We start from the raw sequence: 21,412 nt of genomic DNA, 5'->3' as shown, positions 1-21,412 counted from the left end.
GCGCCGCCCGGTCAGCTGAAGCTGCCGAGTTCGTCGTCCAGGATGCCGAACAGCTCGTCGGCGGTGGCCGTCTCCAGCCCCGTCCCGCCGGCGGGTGCGGTGCCGCTCTCCCGCCACTCGCCGGTGCCGTCCCAGCGGGCGCTGAGGGTGCGCAGCCGGGCCGCCACCCGGGCGCGCTGCTCCTCGTCCAGCGCGGGCGAGTCCAGCGCGGTCCCCAGCACCTCCTCCAGCCGCACCACCTCGGCCTCGATGTCGACGGCCGGCTCGGCGGCGCGGTCGCCGCCCAGCTCCGTGAACAGGTGCCGGGCGAGGGCCTCGGACGTCGGGTAGTCGAAGGTGAGCGTGGTGGACAGCCGCAGGCCGGTGTCCGCGCCGAGCCGGTTGCGCAGCTCCAGCGCGGCCAGCGAGTCCACGCCGAGGTCGCCCAGGGAGCGCTGGGGGTCGACGGCGCTGCCGGAGGCATGGCCGAGGACGTCGGCGACGTGCCCGCACACCGTCTCCACCAGCAGCTCCAGCGCGTCGGCGGCGCCGAGGCGGGCCAGCCGGTCCGCCAGCGGCTCGGCGGTCGCGGGCGCGAGGGTGGCCGCCGGGCGGGCGGGGCGCCGTACGGCGGCGGGGGCGAGGCCGCGTACCAGGGCGGGGGCGTCCTCGGTGGCCCGCACGCGCACCGGCAGCAGCAGAGCCCGGTCGGCGGCCGGCGCCCGCCCGGCGGTCAGCGCGCGGTCGAACAGGGCCAGGGCGCGGTCGGCGGGCAGCGGCAGGATGCCGTCGCGGGCCAGCCGGCGCAGCTCGGTCTCGCCGAGCCCGGCCGCCATGCCCTCCCCCGTGTCCCACAGTCCCCAGCCCAGCGAGAGGGCGGGCAGCCCCTCGGCGCGCCGCCGGACGGCCAGGGCGTCCAGGAAGGCGTTCCCCGCCGCGTAGTTGGCCTGGCCCGCCGCGCCCAGGGTGCCGGCGGCGGACGAGAACAGCACGAACGCGGCGAGGCCGAGGTCGCGGGTCAGCTCGTGCAGGTGCCAGGCGGCGTCGGCCTTGGGCCGCATCACCGCGTCCAGCCGTTCGGGGGTGAGGTCGGTGACCAGGCCGTCGTCCAGGATTCCCGCGGCGTGCACGACGGCGGTCAGCGGGTGCGCGGGGGGCACGGACGCCAGCAGGCCGGCGAGCGCGGCCCGGTCGGTGACGTCGCAGGCGGCGACGGTCACGCTCGCGCCCAGGGCCGCCAGGTCGTCCAGGGCGCCGGGCTCGGGCAGCCGCCCGCCCCGGCCGGCCAGCAGCAGGTGCCGGACCCCGTGCCGGGTCACCAGGTGCCGCGCCAGCAGCCGCCCGAGGCTCCCGGTGCCACCGGTGACCAGAACGGTCCCCTCCGGGTCCAGAGCGGCTCCCTCCGGGTCGGGAGCGGTGACGCGGGTCAGCTCCGGGGCGTACACCGTGCCGGCGCGCAGGGCGAGTTCGGGAGCGCCGGTGGCCACGGCGGCCGGGAGGGCGCCGGCCGAGGCGTCCTCGCCGTCGGTGTCGACGAGGACGAAGCGGCCCGGGTGCTCGACCGCGGCCGACCGCACCAGGCCCCAGAGCACGGCCTGCGCCGGGTCGGGCACGTCGTCGGCGCGGACGGCGACGGCGGACCGGGTCAGCACCACCAGCGGCACGCCGTCCGGTGCGCCGGCGAGGTGCCGTCGCAGCGCGGCGAGGGCGCGTACGGCGGTCTCACGCGCCACGGCGGGCGGTTCGGCGCCGGGGGCGGGATCCACGGTGAGGGTACGCGGTGCGGGCGCCGGGCCGCCCGCGGGGACCGGCAGTTCGGTCCACCGCAGCCCGAACAGGTCGCCGGGCTCGGGCGCGGCCGCGTTCAGCTGGTCGGCGGTCACCTGGCGGATGCGCAGCGCGGTCACCTCGGCCACGGGCGCGCCCGTGCCGTCGTACAGGCGCAGGGTCATGTGGTCGGTGCCGTGCGGGGTCAGCCGCAGCCGCACCGCCGTGGCACCGGTCGCGTGCAGGGTGACGCCCTCCCAGGAGAAGGGCAGGGTGAGCACGGTCGGGTCCTGGCCGTCGAGCAGGTCGATGGCGTGCAGGGTGGAGTCGAGCAGCGCCGGGTGCAGCGCGAAGCCGTCGGCCGCGGCGGGCTCGGGCAGGGCGAGTTCGGCCCAGACCTCCGCGCCGAGCCGCCACGCGCCGCGCAGGCAGCGGAACAGCGGCCCGTAGGCGTAGCCCTGCGCGGCCAGGTGGTCGTAGGTGCCGGTGACGTCCACGGGTACGGCGCCGGCGGGCGGCCAGTCGGTCAGCGCGGCCGGTTCCGGTGCGGTGCGGGGGGCGAGGACGCCGGTGGCGTGCCGGGTCCACGCGCCGTCCGTGCCCTCCGGGCGGGCGTGCACGGTGAGCCTCCGGTGCCCGTCGGCGCCGGGGGCGGCGGCGGTCACCTGGAGGTGGACGGCGCCGGTCCCGGGCAGCACCAGCGGGCGTTCCAGGGTGAGTTCCGCGAGGTGCGGGCAGCCGGTGCGGTCGCCGGCCTGGACGGCCAGTTCGACGAGGGCACTGCCCGGGACGAGGACGACACCGGCCACGGCGTGGTCGCCGAGCCAGGGGTGGGTGGCCAGGGAGAGGCGGCCGGTCAGTGTGACCCGGTCGTCGTCGGCGAGGTCCAGGGCCGCGCCGAGCATCGGATGCCCGGCCGGGGCCTGGCCGAGGCCGCCCGCGTCGGCGACCGCGCCGGGCTCGTCGTCCAGCCACAGCCGCCGCCGCTGGAAGGCGTAGGTGGGCAGGTCGGTGCGGCGGGCGCCGGTGCCGGCGAACACCCGCCGCCAGTCGACGGGGACCCCGCGCACGTGGGCGGTGCCGAGCAGGGCCGCGAAGGTCCGCTCCTCGTCCCGGTCGCGGCGCAGCGCCGGGACGAACGCCGACCGTTCGGCGTCGGCGACGGCGTGCGCGCCCAGGGCCGACAGGACGGCGTCGGGGCCGAGTTCGAGGAAGGTGCGCACCCCGTCGGCCTCCAGCGCGCGGACGCCGTCGCCGAAGCGGACCGTCTCGCGGACGTGCCGCACCCAGTACCCGGGGTCGCACACCTCGTCCTCGCCGGCGAGCGCTCCGGTCAGGTTGGAGACGAGGGGGATCGCGGGCGGCGCGTACCGCAGTTCCCGGGCGGTCTTCTCGAACTCCGCGAGCATCGGGTCCATCAGCGGGGAGTGGAAGGCGTGGCTGACCCGCAGCCGCCTGGTGCGGCGGCCGGGGAGGGCGGCGGCGACCGCGGCCACGGCGGCCTCGGTGCCGGAGACGACGACGGCGCGGGGCCCGTTGACGGCGGCGACGGACACCTCGGGGCCGAGGTGGGGCAGCACCTCGTCCTCGGTGGCGTCGAGGGCGAGCATCGCGCCTCCGGCGGGCAGCGCCTGCATCAGCCGGCCGCGCGCGGCGACCAGCCGGGCGGCGTCCGCGAGGTCCCACACCCCGGCGACGTGCGCGGCCGTCAGTTCGCCGATGGAGTGTCCGGCCAGCCGGTCCGGGCGCACACCGTGGGACTCCAGCAGCCGGTACGTCGCGGTCTCCACGGCGAACAGGGCGCTCTGGGTGTAGAGCGTGTGGTCGAGCAGGCCGGCGTCCTCGGTGCCGGGCTCGGCCCACATCACCTCCCGCAGCGGGCGGTCGAGGTGGGCGTCGAGTGCCCGGCAGACCTCGTCGAGCGCCTCCCGGAAGGCGGGGTGGGCGGCGTACAGGCCCCGGCCCATGCCCGGGCGCTGGGCGCCCTGGCCGGTGAAGAGGACGGCCGTCTTGCCGCCTTCGGGCCGGCCGCGGACCACGGCGTCGGAGCCGGTGCCGTCGGCCAGCGCGGTGAGGGCGGCGAGGAGTTCGTCCCCGTCGCGGGCGACGACGGCGGCCCGGTGGGTGAGGGCGGCGCGGCCCGTGGCCAGGGAGCGCGCGAGGTCGGGCAGCGGCCGGCCGGCGACCGCGCGCAGCCGGGCGGCCTGGGCGGCCAGCGCCTCGGGGGTGGCCCCGGAGACGACGAGCGGCAGCAGCGGGACCGAGGCCGGGTCCGGGCCCGGTGCGGGCTCCTCGGCGGGTGCCTCCTCGATGATGGTGTGGACGTTGGTGCCGCTGATGCCGAAGGAGGACACCCCGGCCCGGCGCGGCCGGTCCGCGGCCGGCCACGGACGATCCTCGGTCAGCAGCCGTACGTTGCCCGCCTCCCAGTCGACCTGGGACGACGGCTTGTCCACGTGCAGGGTCCTGGGCAGCACACCGTGACGCATCGCCATGACCATCTTGATGATCCCGGCGACCCCGGCGGCGGCCTGGGTGTGCCCGATGTTCGACTTGACGGAGCCCAGCCACAGCGGCTCCTCGCGGTCCTGGCCGTAGGTGGCGAGGAGGGCCTGTGCCTCGATCGGGTCGCCCAGGGTCGTCCCCGTGCCGTGCGCCTCGACGGCGTCCACGTCGGCCGGGGTGAGGTGCGCGGCGGCCAGCGCCTGCCGGATGACCCGCTGCTGGGAGGGCCCGTTGGGGGCGGTGAGGCCGTTGGAGGCGCCGTCCTGGTTGACGGCGGAGCCCCGGACGACGGCCAGCACCGGGTGCCCGTTGCGGCGGGCGTCGCTCAGCCGCTCCAGGACGAGCATGCCGGCGCCCTCGGACAGGGCCGTGCCGTCCGCCGCGTCGGCGAAGGACTTGGCGTGGCCGTCGGCCGCCAGATTGCGCTGCCTGCTGAAGTCCACGAACGTGTCGACGGTCGACATCACGGACACCCCGCCCGCCAGTGCCAGCGTGCACTCGCCCTGCCGCAGCGCCTGCGCGGCCAGGTGCAGCGCCACCAGGGACGACGAGCACGCCGTGTCGACCGTGAGCGTCGGGCCCTCCAGGCCGAGGGCGTAGGCGACCCGGCCGGAGGCCACGCTGCCGAGGCTGCCGTTGCCGAGGTGGTCGCGCACGGCTTCCGGGACGCGGCGCAGCCGGCTGCCGTAGTCGTGGTACATGATGCCCGCGAACACGCCGGTACGGCTGCCGCGCACGGAGTGCGGGTCGATGCCGGCCCGCTCCAGCGCCTCCCAGGACGTCTCCAGCAGCAGCCGCTGCTGCGGGTCCATGGCCAGGGCCTCGCGCGGGCCGATGCCGAAGAAGTCGGGGTCGAAGTCGGCGGCGTCGTACAGGAATCCGCCGGACCGGGTGACGGAGTGGCCGGCCTTGCCGGGCTCCGGGTCGTACAGGCCGTCCAGGTCCCAGCCGCGGTCGGCGGGGAAGGCGCCGATGCCGTCGCCGCCGTCGGCCAGCAGCCGCCACAGCTCCTCGGGGGTGGCGACGCCGCCGGGGTAGCGGCAGGCCATGGCGACGATGGCGACCGGCTCGTCCGCCTCCCGCACGGTGACGTCGGCGGCGGACCCGTCGTCCTCGCCGAACAGTTCCGTCCTGAGGTGGGCGACGAGCGCGCCCGCGTCCGGGTAGTCGAAGACCAGGGTGGCGGGCAGGCGCAGGCCCACCGCGGCGCCCAGCCGGTTGCGCAGTTCCACCGCCGTCAGCGAGTCGAACCCGGACTCGCGGAAGGAGCGGCGCGGATCCAGCGTCATGTCGCTGCCGTGGCCGAGCACGGCGGCGACCTGGGTGCGGATCAGTTCCAGGAGGGCCGCGTCGCGTTCGGCGGGGCCGAGGGCGGCGAGCCGGTCGGCGAGCGGGGCCGAGTCCGCGCGGGTGGCCGCCGTGCGGCGGGCGCGGGCGGGCACCAGGCCGCGCAGCACCGCCGGGACGTCCGTGGCCCGGCGCAGCACGGCCGCGTCCAGGCCGACCGGGAGCAGCAGCGGCTCGGCGGCGCCCAGGGCGGCGTCGAGCAGGCGCAGCCCCTCCTCGGTGGACAGCGGGCGGACGCCCGCGCGGGCCATGCGGGCCACATCGGCGTCGGTGAGGTGCGCGGTCAGGCCGGTGCGCTGCTCCCAGAAGCCCCAGGCCAGCGAGTGGGCGGGCAGACCGTGGTGGGTGCGGTGGGCGGCCAGCGCGTCGAGGAAGGCGTTGGCGGCGGCGTAGCCGGACTGTCCCGCGCCGTCGACCGTGCCCGCGGCGGAGGAGAACAGCACGAACGCGGCGAGGCCGAGGTCGCGGGTCAGCTCGTGCAGATGCCAGGCGGCGTCGGCCTTGGGCCGCAGTACGGCGGCCAGGCGCTCGCCCGTCTGGTCGGTCACCAGGCCGTCGTCCAGGACGCCGGCGAGGTGGAAGACGGCGGTCAGCGGGCGGTCCGGCGGTATCTCGGCGAGCAGCCGGGCCAGTTGGTCCCGGTCGGCGGCGTCGCAGCGGGCCACGGTGATCTCCGCGTCCAGGCCGGCGAAGTCCTCGGCGGCGGTGCCGCTGCGGCCGGCCAGCACCAGGCGGCGGACGCCGTGCTCGGCGACCAGGTGCCGGGCGACCAGGGCGCCGAGCACACCGGTACCGCCGGTGATCAGCACGGTGCCGTCCGGGTCGAGGGCCGGTGCCTGTCCTCGCGGGGTGGCACGGGCGAGCCGGGGCACGCGCACGGTGCCGTCGCGCAGGGCGAGCTGGGTTTCACCGCTCGCCGCGGCGGCGGCCACGGCGGCGTCGGCGCCACCGGCGTCCGCGAGGGTGTCCACGAGCACGAACCGCCCGGGGTGCTCCCCCTGGGCCGCCCGGACCAGGCCCCACACCGCGGCGCCCGTCAGGTCGGTGACGTCCTCCCGCCCCGCCGCCACGGCGCCCCGGGTGAGGACCAGCAGCCGGGCGCCGGCGGTGCGTTCGTCGGCCAGCCAGTCCTGTACGGCGGTCAGCACGCGCTCGGCCGCCCGGTGTGTGCCGGTGCCCGGGCCGTCGCCGCCGGCGGCCAGCACCGCCCATGCCGGGACGGTCTCCAGCGCGGCCGGGCCCCGTTCGTCCAGGACCGTGTACTCGGGCGTGGGTGCCTCGGGTACGGGCAGGGCCGGCCAGTCCAGCCGGTACAGGGCGTCGGTGCGGGCGGCGGAGGTGAGCGCGGCCGGGTCGACGGGCCGGGAGACCAGGGACTCGGCCTCGGCGACCGGGGCGCCCGTGGGGTCGGCGAGCTGGAGGGCGAGCGCGTCCCCGGTGCCGTGCAGCCGGACCCGCAGGGCGGTGGCCCCGGCCGCGTACAGCGAGACCCCGGTCCAGGAGAACGGCAGCCGGGTGCCGTCCCGGCCGTCGGCGGTGAGGCCGTCGGCGTGCAGCGCGGCGTCGAACAGGGCCGGGTGCAGGGCGAACCCGTCCGCTTCCCCGGGGAGTTCGACCTCGGCGAAGGTCTCGTCGCCGCGCCGCCACACGGCGCGCAGCCCCTGGAAGGCGGGCCCGTAGTCGTAGCCGAGGGCGGCCAGGCGGTCGTAGGCGTCCTCGGCCGGTACGGGCCGCGCGCCCGGCGGCGGCCAGGCCGTGAGGTCGAAGGCGGGGGCGGCGGCCCGGGGGGCGAGCAGGCCGGTGGCGTGCCGCGTCCAGGCGGTGTCGTCGTCGCCCTCGGGGCGGGAGTGGACGCTCAGCGCGCGGTGTCCGGTGTCGTCGGCGGCGGCCACGTGCAGCTGGAGCTGGACGGCGCCCCGCTCGGGCAGGGTCAGCGGTGCCTCGAGGGTGAGTTCGGCCAGGTGTCCGCAGCCGAGCCGGTGGCCGGCGCCGAGGGCCAGTTCGACCAGGGCGGTGCCGGGCAGCAGGGGGGTGCCGGACACGGCGTGGTCGGCCAGCCAGGGCGTGGTGGCGGTGGCGAGCCGGCCGGTGAACACGGTGCCGCCCTCGGCGACCGGGACGGCGGCGCCGAGCAGGGGGTGGCCGGTGGTCTCGAGTCCGGCGGCGGTGACGTCGCCGCCGGAGGCGGACCGGCCCAGCCAGTACCGCTCACGCTGGAAGGCGTAGGTGGGCAGGTCGGCGGTGCGGACCGGCAGGCCGTCGAAGACGGGTGCCCAGTCCACCGGGAGGCCGGCGACGAAGGCCTCGCCGAGGGCGGTCAGCAGGCGCTCGGTGCCGCCGTCGTCGCGGCGCAGGGAGCCGAGGCCGGTGACGGCGGCGCCGGCGGTGTCGGCGGTCTCCTCGACGCTGTGCAGCAGCACGGGGTGGGGGCTGCACTCGACGAACACGCCGTACCCGGCGTCGAGCAGGGTGCGGGTGGCCGGTGCGAACAGCACGGTCTGCCGGAGGTTGGTGTACCAGTAGCCGGCGTCCAGGCCGGTGGTGTCGAGGCGGGTGCCGGTGACGGTGGAGTAGAACGGCACCTCGGCGGGCCGGGGCCGGATGCCCGCCAGGTCGGCGAGCAGTCGCTCCCGGATCGACTCGACGTGCGCGGAGTGCGAGGCGTAGTCCACGGGGAGCCGCTTGGCGCGGTCGCCGCCGGCCACGACGGCCGCGCGGAGTGTGTCGAGGGCGTCGGCGTCGCCGGACAGCACCACGGAGGAGGCGCCGTTGACGGCGGCCACCGAGACCCGGCCGGCGTAGGGCGCGAGGAGGTCGCGGACCCGGGCCTCGGGCAGGGCCACCGACATCATGCCGCCGCGGCCGGACAGTTCCCGGGCGATCGCCCGGCTGCGCAGGGCCACCACGCGGGCGCCGTCGGCGAGGGAGAGCGCGCCGGCCACGCAGGCGGCGGCGATCTCGCCCTGGGAGTGGCCGACGACGGCGGCCGGCCGGATCCCGTGGGCGCGCCACACCTCGGCGAGGGACACCATGATCGCCCACAGCACGGGCTGGACGACGTCCACGCGGTCCAGCGGCTGCCGGGACCGTACGGTCTCGAGGAGGTCCCAGTCGGTGACGGGGGCGAGGGCGGCGGCGCAGTCGGCCATGCGCGCGGCGAACACCGGTGAGGTGTCGAGGAGGTCGGCGGCCATGCCGGCCCACTGGGAGCCCTGCCCGGGGAAGACGAAGGCGATGCGGGACTCCCCCGCCGGCCGGCCGCGCACCACGTTCGGCGCGGTGTCGTCGCCCTCGGTGAGGGCGGTCAGCCCGGCGGTGAGGGCGGGTGGGTGGGCCGCGGTGACGACGGCCCGTTCGTCCAGCGCGGCGCGCCCGGCGGCGAGGGTGTGGGCGATGTCGGGGACGGGGTCGGTGCCGGTGGCGAGGTGGTCGAGGAGGCGGCGGGCCTGGGCGGCCAGGCCCCGGGGGCCGTTGCCGGACAGCACCAGCGGGAGGGGGCCGCTCCAGGCGGGGTCCGCGGCACGGGGCTCGGTCTCGGGGGCGGCTTCGACGATGACGTGGGCGTTGGTGCCGCTGATGCCGAAGGAGGAGACGGCGGCGCGGCGGGGCTCGCCGTCGGTGGGCCAGTCCCGGGCCTCGCGGAGCAGTTCGACGGCGCCCGCGTCCCAGTCGACCTGGGTGGTGGGGTGTTCGGCGTGCAGGGTCCTGGGAAGCCGGCCGTGCCGCATGGCCATCACCATCTTGATGACGCCGGCGACCCCGGCGGCGGCCTGGGTGTGCCCGATGTTCGACTTGACCGAGCCCAGCCACAGCGGCTCGGCCCGGTCCCGGCCGTAGGTGGCGAGCAGCGCCTGCGCCTCGATGGGGTCGCCGAGCGGGGTGCCGGTGCCGTGCGCCTCGACGGCGTGCACCTGGTGGGGTTCGAGGCGGGCATTGGCGAGGGCGGCGCGGATGACGCGCTGCTGGGAGGGGCCGTTGGGGGCGGTCAGGCCGTTGGAGGCGCCGTCCTGGTTGACGGCGGAGCCGCGGACGACGGCCAGCACGCGGTGGCCGTTGCGGCGGGCGTCGGAGAGCCGTTCCAGCAGCAGCAGACCGGCGCCCTCGCCCCAGCCGGTGCCGTCGGCGCCGTCGGCGAAGGACTTGCAGCGGCCGTCGAGGGCGAGGCCGCGCTGACGGGAGAAGTCGATGAAGGTGTCCGGGGTGGACATGACGGTCACGCCGCCGGCCAGGGCGAGGGTGCACTCGCCGGTGCGCAGGGCCTGGACGGCGAGGTGCAGGGCGACGAGGGAGGAGGAGCAGGCGGTGTCGACGGTGACGGCGGGCCCCTCCAGGCCGAGGAGGTAGGAGACGCGGCCGGAGGCGACGCTGCCGAGGTTGCCGTTGCCAAGGTAGCCCTCGACGCCCTCCGGGACGTCGGTGAGCCAGCTGCCGTAGTCGTGGTACATGACGCCCGCGTAGATGCCGGTGCGGCTGCCCTTGAGGGTGTGCGGGTCGATGCCGGCGCGCTCGAAGGCCTCCCAGGCGGTCTCCAGCAGCAGCCGCTGCTGCGGGTCCATGGCGAGGGCCTCGCGGGGGCTGATGCCGAAGAAGCCGGGGTCGAACCGGGCCGCGTCGTACAGGAATCCGCCCTCGCGGACATGGGTGCGGCCGGGGGTGTCGGGGTCGGGGTCGTAGATGCCCTCGACGTCCCAGCCGCGGTCGTCGGGGAAGTCGCCGACGGCGTCCGTGCCCGTGTCGACCAGCTGCCACAGCTGTTCGGGGGTCTGTACGCCGCCGGGGTAGCGGCAGCTCATGGCGACGATCGCGACGGGCTCGTGCGCCGCCTCGGTGATCCGTTCGTTCTGCACGCGCAGCCGCTCGTTCTCGAGCAATGACTCGCGCAGCGCCTCGACGATCTGCTCGACGGATGTGTCCACGGTCGGTGTCGCTCCCTGCTGGCTCGGCGGCGCTGGTGACGCGGTGGCGGGTGCGCCGGTGCGGGTGGCCCGGTGCCGGACGCGGCGCGTCGTCCGGCACCGGGGGTGGGTCACTGGGGGGCGGTGCGGTCGAGGGCGGCGCGCACCAGGTCGGCGACGGCCATGGTCCTGATGTCCCTGGCCGGTTCGGCGGGGGCGGTCTCCGCGGCGGGCCCGGACAGTTTCAGCAGGCTGTCCAGCAGTCCGGCGGCGCGGAGGCGGGCGACGGGGATGCGGGAGATCAGGGCGCGCACCTCGTCGTCGTCGCCGGGCGCGGCCGGCTCGGGCTCCGGCCGCAGCCGCTGGAGGAGGTGGCCGGCGAGGGCGGCCGGGGTGGCGTAGTCGAAGATGAGGGTGGAGGGCAGCCGCAGTCCGCTGGCCGCGCCCAGGCGGTTGCGCAGTTCCACGGCGGCGAGCGAGTCGAAGCCCAGTTCGGTGAAGGCGCGGCGGGGTTCCACGGCGGCGGGCCCGGGGTGGCCGAGGACGGCGGCCACCTCGGTGCGGACCGCCTCCAGCACGGTGTGCTCGTGGTCGGCGGCGGGCAGGGCGGCCAGTCGTTCGCCGAGGGTGCGGGCGTGGTCGGCGCGGTCCGGGCGGGCGGTGGCGCCGGCCAGGGGCCGCAGCACGGCCGGGACGTCGTCGGCGCGGCGGCGCAGGGCGGCGGTGTCCAGCCGTACCGGGACCAGGGCGGGGGTGCCCGCGGCCACGGCGGCGTCGAACAGGTCCAGTGCCTCGTCCGGGTCGAGCGCGCCGATGCCGGTGCGTTCGATGCGCTGGACGTCGGCCGTGCCGAGCGCGGCGCCCATGCCGCCGCCGGACCACAGGCCCCAGGCGAGGGAGGTGGCGGGCAGGCCGAGGGCGGCGCGGTGGGCGGCCAGGGCGTCGAGGAAGGCGTTGGCGGCGGCGTAGTTGCCCTGTCCGGAGGCGTCGAGGGTGCCGGCGGCCGAGGAGAACAGCACGAAGTGGGCCAGTTCCCCGTCCCGGGTCAGGTCGTGCAGGTGCCAGGCGGCGTCCGCCTTGGGCCGCAGGACGGTGTCCAGCCGCGCCGGGGTCAGCGAGCCGATCAGGGCGTCGTCCAGGACGCCGGCGGTGTGCACGACGCTGTCCACGGGGTGCGCGGTGAGCAGGGCGGCGAGCGCGGCGCGGTCGGCGACGTCGCAGGCGACGAGGTCGGCCTCGGCGCCGAGGTCCGCGAGGTCGGCGCGCAGTGCGGCGGCGCCGGGCGCGTCGGGGCCGCGGCGGCTGGTCAGCACCAGGCGGGTGACGCCGTGCCGGGCGGCCAGGTGGCGGGCGACGAGGGCGCCGAGTCCGCCGGTGCCGCCGGTGACGAGGACGGTGCCCCACGGGCGGTCCGCGGTCTCGGTGTCGTCGGCGCGGACCAGGCGGGGCGCGTGGGCCGTGCCGTCCCGCCAGCGGACCTCGGGTTCCCCGGAGTCGAGGAGGGCGGCCAGCGCGGCCCGGTCGGGCACGGGTGCGTCGGGCGCGGCCCGCTCGACGAGGAGGATCCGGCCGGGGTCCTCGGCCTGTGCGGCCCGCACCAGCCCGTGCACCGCCGCGTCGGCGAGCGAGCCGCCGGTGAGGACCACGAGCACCGATCCGGCGTACCGGTCGTCGGCCGTCCAGGACTGGAGGACCTCCAGGGTGCGGCCGAGCGCGCCGCGCACGGCGCCGGGCACGTCTTCGGCGCGGGGAGCCGTCACGGGCAGGACCACCACGTCCGGTACCGGGGTGCCGAGGGCGTCCAGGCCGGGGTGGACGGGGGCGCCGAGGCCGAGGTCGTCGTCGCCGAGGACCGCCCAGCTCCGGCGGTCGGGGCGCCCGGCGGCCTCGGGCAGGGGTGCCTCGGTGACGGCGTAGAGGTGGCGGCGGCGCCGGGTGAGCCGGTCGGCGGTGACCGGCCGGGTGACGTAGGAGGCGACGGTGGCCAGGGGCCGGCCCTCGGTGTCCGCCAGCTCGATGCGGGTGCCGTCGGTGTGGCGGGTGACGCGGACCCGGGCGGTCAGGGACGCCTGGGCGTGCAGGGCGACCCCGGTCCAGGCGAAGGGCAGGGCGACGCCGTCGGACGGCCCGTCGGGCCCCGGTTCGCCGTCGAGCAGGGAGGTGACGTGCAGGGCGGAGTCCAGCAGCGCGGGGTGCAGGACGTGCCGGGCGGCGTCCTGGCCCGCCCGCGCGGGCAGTTCGAGGTCGGCGAGGAGGGTGTCGCCGTCCCGCCAGGCGGCCCGGACGCCCCGGAAGACGGGACCGTAGTCGTAGCCCTCGGTGTGCAGGCGCGGGTAGAGGCCGCCGACGTCGAGCGGAGTGGCCCCGGGCGGCGGCCAGGCACCGGCCGCGGGTGCGGGTGCGGGTGCGGGTGCGGAGTCGGTGAGGGTGCCGGTGGCGTGGTGGGTCCAGCCCTCGTCGGCGGGGGCGTGCTCGGCGCGGGAGTGGATCTCCACGGTGCCGTCGGCGCGGGCGGCGACCTGGAGGCGTACGGCGGTGTCCCCGGGCAGCGCCAGCGGGGCGTGCAGGGTCAGCTCGTCCAGGACGGGACGGCCGGTCAGGCGTCCGGCGTGCAGGGCGAGGTCGACGAGTGCGGCGCCGGGCACCAGGACCGTGCCCAGCACGGCGTGGTCGGCGAGGACCGGGTGGGTGGCGGTGGAGATCCGGCCGGTGAGCAGCACCCCGGCGTCTCCGGGCAGGTCCAGGCGGGCGCTGACCAGCGGGTGTCCGGCGGCGGCGAGCCCGTGCCCGGCGGCGTCGCCGGCGGTGACGGCGGGCGTGGGCAGCCAGTACCGCTGGTGGGCGAAGGCGTAGGTGGGCAGGTCGACCGGGCGCCCCGCGTACGTCCCGTACAGCGCGGCCCAGTCGACGTCGTGGCCCCGGGTGTGGACGGCGGCGAGGGCGGCGAGCAGGCCGGGCAGTTCGGCGGTGTCCTTGCGGGCGGCGGGGACGAAGGCGGTGTCCCCGGCGTCCGGCACGCAGTCGGGGCCGAGGGCGCTGAGCACGGGAGCGGCGCCGAGTTCGAGGAAGGTGCCGGTGCCCTGCGCGGCCAGCGTGGCGACCGCGTCGGCGAAGCGGACGGTCTCCCGTACGTGCCGTGCCCAGTAGTCGGCGGAGCCGAGGTCGGCGGCGGTGGCCGGGGCGCCGGTGAGGGTGGAGACGATCGGTATGGCCGGTTCGGCGGCCGGCAGAGCGGCCATGACGTCCCGGAAGGCGGCCAGCATGGGGGCCATGCGGGGCGAGTGGAAGGCATGCGAGACGCGCAGCCGGCGGGCGTCGGCGAAGTGCGCGGCGACCTCGGTGACGGCGTCCTCGTCGCCGGAGACGACCACGGCCCCGGGGCCGTTGACGGCGGCGATCGCGCACCGCTCGCCGTCCACCAGCGCGGCGGCCTCCTCCTCGGACGCCTGGACGGCGACCATCGCGCCGCCCGCGGGCAGGGCCTGCATGAGCCGGCCGCGGGCGGCGACGGCGGTGACGGCGTCCGGCAGCGACCACACGCCGGCGACGTACGCGGCGGCGAACTCGCCGACGGAGTGCCCGGCCAGCCGGTCGGGGCGCAGTCCGAAGGACTCCAGCAGCCGGTAGAGGGCCACTTGGGTGGTGAACAGGGCGGCCTGGGTGTAGGCGGTCTGCTCCAGGGTCCCGGGATCGTCGCCGAGGACGACCTCGGCGAGGGGCCGTTCGAGGTGCTTGTCGAAGAGCGCGGCGACGCGGTCGAAGTGTTCGGCGTAGACGGGGAAGGCGTCGTACCACTCGCGGCCCATGCCGGGGCGCTGGGCGCCCTGGCCGGAGAACAGGTAGGCCAGGTCGCCGTCGGTGGCGGTGCCCGTCACCAGCAGTCCGGGGGCCTCGGTGCCGTGGGCGAGGGCGTCCAGGGCGGTGGCTGCCCGGCCGGCGTCGGTGGCGAGGAGGACGGCGCGGTGCGGGTGGGTGGCGCGGGTGGTGGCGAGGGCCAGGCCGAGGTCGGCGGGGGCGGTGCCGGTCAGTTCCAGCAGCCGCCGGGCCTGGCCGCGCAGGGCCTCGGGTGAGCGCGCGGAGACGGGGAGGGCGAGGACCGGCGGGGCGGTGGCGGGGTCCGGCTCGGCGGGCTCGGGTGCGGGGAACTCCTCCAGGATCACGTGGGCGTTGGTGCCGCTGATCCCGAAGGAGGAGACGCCCGCCCGGCGGGGCCGGCCGGTCTCGGGCCACGGGCGCCGCTCGGTGAGCAGTTCCACGGCGCCGGTGCTCCAGTCGACCTGGTGCGACGGCGCGTCGACGTGCAGGGTCCTGGGCAGCACGCCGTGGCGCATCGCCATGACCATCTTGATGATCCCGGCGACCCCGGCGGCGGCCTGGGTGTGCCCCATGTTGGACTTGACGGAGCCCAGCCACAGCGGCTCCTCGCGGTCCTGGCCGTAGGTGGCCAGCAACGCCTGCGCCTCGATCGGGTCGCCCAGGGTCGTCCCCGTGCCGTGCGCCTCGACGGCGTCCACGTCGGCCGGGGTGAGCCCGGCGGCGGTGAGCGCGGCGCGGATGACGCGCTGCTGGGAGGGCCCGTTGGGGGCGGTGAGGCCGTTGGAGGCGCCGTCGGAGTTGACGGCGGAGCCGCGCACCAGGGCGAGGACCCGGTGGCCGTTGCGGCGGGCGTCGGAGAGGCGTTCCACGACGAGCATGCCGGCGCCCTCGCCCCAGCCGGTGCCGTCGGCCGCGGCGGCGAAGGACTTGCAGCGGCCGTCGGCGGCCAGTCCGCGCTGCCGGGCGAAGTCCACGAAGGTGTCCGGTGTCGACATGACGGTGACGCCGCCGACCAGGGCGAGGTCGCACTCGCCCTGCCGCAGCGCCTGGGCCGCCAGGTGCAGGGTGACCAGGGAGGAGGAGCAGGCGGTGTCGACGGTGACGGCCGGCCCCTCCAGGCCGAGGGCGTAGGCGACCCGGCCGGAGACGACGCTGCCGAGGCTGCCGTTGCCGAGGTAGGCGGCGAGGTCCTCGGGGACCTCGGCGAGCCAGGTGCCGTAGTCGTGGTACATGACGCCCGCGAACACGCCGGTGCGGGAGCCGCGCAGCCGGTGCGGGTCGATGGCGGAGCGCTCCAGGGCCTCCCAGGACACCTCCAGCAGGAGCCGCTGCTGGGGGTCCATGGCGGTGGCCTCGCGGGGGCCGATGCCGAAGAAGCCGGCGTCGAACTCGGCCGCGTCGTACAGGAAGGCGCCCTCGCGGGTGTAGGTGCGGCCGGGGGTGCCCGGCTCGGGGTCGTACAGCGCCTCGGTGTCCCAGCCGCGGTCCGCCGGGAAGCCGCCGACCGCGTCGACGCCGTCGGCGACGAGCCGCCACAGGTCCTCCGGGGAACGGACCTCGCCGGGGTAGCGGCAGCTCATGCCGACGATGGCGATCGGGTCGTCGTCCGGGGCGGTGCGGGCGGGGGCGGCGGAACTCTGATCGGGGTCGGGGCCGGCGCCGAAGAGGGTGTCGCGGATGTGGGCGGCCAGGGCGCGGGAGGTGGGGTGGTCGAAGACGAGGGTGGCGGGCAGCCGCAGCCCGGTGGCGGTGTTCAGCCGGTTGCGCAGTTCGACGGCGGCGAGCGAGTCGAAGCCGAGGTCGGTGAAGGCCCGGCCGGGGTCCACGGCGGACGGGCCGTCGTGCCGCAGTACGGCCGCGACCTCGGTGCGCACGAGGTCGAGCAGGGCGCGGTCGCGGTCGGCGGCGGGCAGCGCGGCGAGCCGTCCGTCGGTGACCGGCGCGGGGGCGGTGCCCGCGGTGGCCCGGCGGACGGGCGGGCGGACGAGGCCGGTCAGCAGCGGCGGCACGCCGTCGGGGCGGCGGCGGACGGCGGCGGTGTCGATCTCCACCGGGAGCAGGTGGGGGGCGCCGGAGCGGACGGCGGCGTCGAACAGTTCCAGGGAGCGGGCGGCGGACAGCCCGGGCACGCCGTAGGCGGCGATGCGCTCGCGGGCGGTGTCGTCCAGGGCGGCGCCCATGCCGGTGTCGGTGGCCCACAGGCTCCAGCCGAGGGAGGTGGCGGGCAGGCCGAGGGCGGCGCGGTGGGCGGCGAGGGCGTCCAGGTAGGCGTTGGCGGCGGCGTAGTTGCCCTGCCCGGCTCCGTCGAGGACGGCGGCGAGGGAGGAGAACAGCACGAAGCGGGCGAGCCGGCGGTCCCGGGTCAGTTCGTGCAGGTGCCAGGCGCCCAGGGCCTTGGCGTGGAAGACCTCGTCGACCATCGCGTCGGTGAGGGTGTCCACGACGCCGTCGCGGACGGTGCCCGCCGCGTGCACGACGGAGTCCACCGGGTGCCGCTCCAGCAGGCGGCGCAGTGCCTCGCGGTCGCCCGTGTCGCAGGCGGCGACGGTCACCTCGGCGCCCAGTGCGGTGAGTTCGGCGTGCAGGTCGGGCGCGGTGCCGCGGCGGCCGGCGAGCACCAGGCGGCGTACGCCGTGGGCGGCCACCAGGTGGCGGGCGAGGAGCGCGCCGAGGCCGCCGGTGCCGCCGGTGACGAGGACGGTGCCCCAGTCGGCCGCCGTCTCCTCGCCCGGGGGCCGCACGGTCAGCCGGGGCACGCTGAACGCGCCGTCGGCCAGGGAGAGTTCGGGTTCGCCGGTGGCGAGGACGCGGCGCAGGTCGGTCTCGGAGGGCAGCGTCTCGTGCTCGACCAGGACGTAGCGGCCGGGGTTCTCGGCCTGGGCGGAGCGGACCAGGCCGCGGACGGCCGCGTGGGCGGGACTGCCGGGCGGGGTGACGAGGACCAGCCGGGTCCCGGCGAGGCGTGTGTCGCCCTGCCACGTGCGCAGCAGGCCGAGGACGTGGCGGACCTGGGCGCACGCCTGTTCGGCGCCGGCGTCCGCCGGGCCGGGGACGCGGTACACGAGGGCGTCCGGGGCGGATCCGTCCCCCAGCGGCTCCGCGGCGTCCGTGAGGACGGCGGTCCGCAGGGGCTCGGTGGTCGCGGGCCGGGGGTACGGCCGCCAGTCCACGGCGTACAGGACGTCCTGGTCCGGTACGGGGCGGGAGGTCAGGGCCTCGACGGCGGCCACGGGGGCGCCGGCGGGGTCGGCGAGGTGTACGGCGATGGTGTCGCCGCCCCGGCGGGTGATCCGTACGCGCAGGGCGGTGGCGCCGGTGGCGTGCAGGGTGACGCCGGTCCAGGCGAACGGCACCAGCACCTCCGGGCGCGGCGGGGTGCCGAGGTCGGCGGCGTGCAGCGCGGCGTCGAGCAGCGCCGGGTGCAGGCCGAACGCGCCGGCGCCGGCGGCGGCGTCCTCGGGCAGGGCGACCTCGGCGTACACGTCGTCGCCGTGCCGCCAGGCGGCGCGCAGCCCCTGGAAGGCGGGTCCGTAGTCGTAGCCCTGTCCGGCGAGTCCGGCGTACACGCCGGTGGTGTCCAGCGGCCGGGCGTCGCGCGGCGGCCACTCGGTGAGCGGGGCCGGGGCGGGCGGGGCGGCGGCGGTGAGGACGCCCGTGGCGTGCTGCGTCCAGGGCGCGGCCCGGTCCGTGCGGCTGTGCACGGTGACGGTGCGCCGGCCGGTGGCGTCGGGTTCGCCGACGGCGACCTGCACGGCGATGTCCTCCTCGGCGCGCAGCACCAGCGGGGCGCCGAGGGTCAGCTCCTCCAGGGTGCCGGCGCCGGCGTGCTCGCCCGCGCGCAGGGCGAGTTCGACGAAGGCGGTGCCGGGGAGGAGCACCCGGCCGGCGATGACGTGGTCGGCGAGCCAGGGCTGCGCACGGGTGGAGAGACGGCCGGTGAGGACGACGCCCTCGGCGCCGACGGCGACGACGGCCGCCAGCAGCGGGTGGCCGGCGGGGAGCTGGCCGAGGCCGGTGGCGTCGGTGCCGGTGCGCTGCTCCAGCCAGAACCGGCGCCGCTGGAAGGGGTAGCCGGGCAGGTCGATCCGGTGCCCGCCGAGGCCGGCGAAGTGCCGCCGCCAGTCGACGGGGACGCCCCGGGCGTGGACGGTGGCCAGCGCGGCGAGGGCCTCGCGCGGCTCGGAGCGCTCGCGCCGCAGCACCGGCAGGAACGCGGTGCCGGGTGCGTCGGCGCAGTCGGGGCCCATGGCGGACAGCACGGCGTCCGGGCCGACCTCCAGGAAGGTGCGCACCCCGGCGTCGGCGAGGGAGCGGACGGCGTCGTGGAAGCGGACCTGTGCGCGGACGTGCTCCACCCAGTACTCGGGGTCGCGCAGTTCGGCGGTGACGGGGCCGCCGGTGACGGTGGAGACGATCGGCAGCCTCGGTTCGGCGTAGTCCAGGACGTGCGCGATCCGGCGGAACCCGGCCAGCATGGGGTCCATGAGCGGCGAGTGGAAGGCGTGGCTGACCCGCAGCCGCTTGGTGTCGTGGCCGCGGGCGGCGAGTTCGGCGGTGATCAGCTCCACGTCGGCCGCGTCGCCGGAGACGACGACGGCGGCGGGCCCGTTGACGGCGGCGATGCCGGTGCGGGCGGTGAGCAGGGGCGCCACCTCGTCCGCGGCGGCGCGTACGGCGGCCATGGCGCCGCCCTCGGGCAGGGCCTGCATCAGCCGGCCGCGGGCGGCGACCAGGATCGTGGCGTCCTGGAGGGTGAGGACGCCCGCGACGTGGGCGGCGGCGATCTCGCCGACGGAGTGCCCGGCGAGGTGGTCCGGGGCGAGGCCCCAGCTCTCCAGCAGCCGGTACAGGGCCACCTCCACGGCGAACAGGGCGGGCTGCGCGTACTCGGTGCGGTGCAGCAGCTCCGCCTCGGGGGTGCCGGGGCCGGCGAACAGGATCTCCTTGAGCGGCCGGTCGAGCTGGAGGTCGAAGTGGGCGCAGACGTCGTCCAGGGCGTCGGCGAACACCGGATGGGCGGCGGCGAGTTCGCGGCCCATGCCGGGGCGCTGGCTGCCCTGCCCGGTGAACAGGAAGCCGAGTTCGCCGTCGGCGCGCGGGGTGGGCGGGGTGGTCCCGGAGGCCAGGCCGTCGAGGGCGGCGCGGAGTTCGGCGCGGTCGGCGGCGAGGAGGACGGCCCGGTCGGGCAGCGCGGCCCGGGTCGTGGCCAGCGAGTGGGCGAGGTCCAGGAGATCGGCCTCGGCCGCCAGCGGCAGCAGGTCGGCGGCGCGGGCGCGCAGGGCGGCCTCGCCCCGGGCGGACAGGACGAACGGCAGCGGTGTCCCGGCGGGTGGGGCGGGACGCGCGTCCGGACCGGGCGCACGGACCTCGGGCCGGGGCTCGGGCTCGGGTTGTTCGAGGATGACGTGCGCGTTGGTGCCGCTGACGCCGAACGAGGACACCCCGGCCCGCCGGGCCCGGCCGGTGTCGGGCCAGGCGCGCGGCGCGGTGACGAGTTCCACGGCCCCGGAGGACCAGTCGACGTGCGGGGTGGGCGCGTCGACGTGGAGGGTGGCCGGCACCTGTCCGTGCTCCATGGCGAGGACGGTCTTGATCAGGCCGGCGGCACCGGCGGCGGCCTGGGTGTGCCCGAGGTTGGACTTGACGGAGCCGAGCAGCAGCGGCGCGCCGGCGGGCCGGTCCTGGCCGTAGGTGGCGAGCAGCGCGGTGGCCTCGATGGGGTCGCCGAGCCGGGTGCCGGTGCCGTGCGCCTCGACCACGTCGATGTCGGCGGCGGTGAGGCCGGCGTCGGCGAGCGCCCGGCGGATCAGCCGCTGCTGGGCGGTGCCGCTGGGTGCGGTCAGGCCGTTGGAGGCGCCGTCCTGGTTGACCGCCGAGCCGCGCACCACGGCCAGCACCCGGTGGCCGTTGCGGCGGGCGTCGGAGAGCCGTTCCAGGACGAGCACGCCGACGCCCTCGGCGAATCCGGTGCCGTCGGCGGTGGCGGAGAACGCCTTGCAGCGTCCGTCGGGGGCGAGGCCGCGCTGCCGGCTGAAGGCGGTGAACACCCCGGGGCCGCCCATGACGGCCACGCCGCCGGCGAGCGCGAGCGAGGACTCGCCCTGCCTGAGCGAGCGGCACGCCAGGTGGACGGCGACCAGGGCGGCGGAGCAGGCGGTGTCCACCGTGACCGCGGGCCCCTCGGTGCCCAGCACGTAGGCGACGCGGCCGGATATGACGCTGTTGGCGTTCCCGGCGAGGAGATAGGCGTCCAGGCCGTCCGGGGCGTCGTGCAGGCGCGGGCCGTACTCCTGGATCTCGGCGCCGAGGAACATGCCGGCCGGGGTGCCGCGCAGCGCCGTGGGGTCGATGCCGGCGTCCTCCAGGGCCTGCCAGGAGGTCTCCAGCACGAGCCGCTGCTGCGGGTCCATGCCGAGCGCCTCGCGGGGGCTGATGCCGAAGAAGTCGGCGTCGAACTCGGTGGCGGTGTCGAGGAATCCGCCGCTGCGCACGTACGTGCTGCCGGGCACCTCGGGGTCCTCGTGGTAGAGGGCGTCCAGGTCCCAGCCGCGGTCGCGGGGGAAGCCGGTCAGCACCTCGCCGCCCTCGGTGAGCAGCCGCCACAGGTCGGCGGGCGAGGCGATGCCGCCGGGGAAGCGGCAGCCCATGCCGACGACGGCGACCGGTTCGCCGGGGTCCGGGTCACCGGCCGGCTCGGCGGGGGTGTCCGGGGTGCCGTGGACCTCGGCGAGCAGCCGGGCCGCGAGGTCCTGGACGGTCGGGCAGTCGTAGGCGAGGCCGACCGGCAGGTCGAGGCCGGTCAGCGCGGTCAGCCGCCGGTGCAGGTCGACCGCGGCGAGCGAGTCGAGTCCCTGTGCGGCGAGGGGCGCGGACGCGTCGAGCGGGGCCGGCGTGCCCGGCCGGGCCGTCTCGATCGCCTCGGCCACGGCCGTGCGCACGAGGTCGGTCACCAGCGCGCGGTGCCGGGAGGGGACGGCCGTGGCGAGCCGTCGTGCCAGAGCTGAGTCGGATCCGGGCCCGTTCATCCACGCATCTCCACTTTCGGCCGACACCGGTTTTCCTCACCTTTTTCCACACCGTAGTGACGGCCTTCGAAAGGCCAC

The 21,412-nt window shown here is 77.5% G+C and carries 2 protein-coding genes; both read right to left on the bottom strand.

The window, feature by feature from the left end; translation table 11 throughout:
- Positions 1-11 precede the first annotated feature (11 nt).
- Entirely contained in the window at positions 12-10,514 is a 10,503-nt protein-coding gene (locus tag ACZ4W9_RS20555; protein WP_467937722.1) for an SDR family NAD(P)-dependent oxidoreductase, read from the bottom strand.
- A 110-nt stretch (positions 10,515-10,624) separates the two neighbouring features.
- Entirely contained in the window at positions 10,625-21,334 is a 10,710-nt protein-coding gene (locus ACZ4W9_RS20550) for an SDR family NAD(P)-dependent oxidoreductase (RefSeq protein ID WP_467937720.1), read from the bottom strand.
- Positions 21,335-21,412 lie beyond the last annotated feature (78 nt).

The organism is Streptomyces sp. NPDC029296 (genome assembly GCF_055569255.1).
The sequence above is the reverse complement of the archived record's forward strand: the minus strand, read 5'-3'. Positions and strand labels throughout refer to the sequence as shown.

What these genes read in the sequence shown, in the direction of transcription:
- ACZ4W9_RS20550 (WP_467937720.1), bottom strand. Translation starts at nt 21,334, where the DNA reads ATGAACGGGCCCGGATCCGACTCAGCTCTGGCACGACGGCTCGCCACG.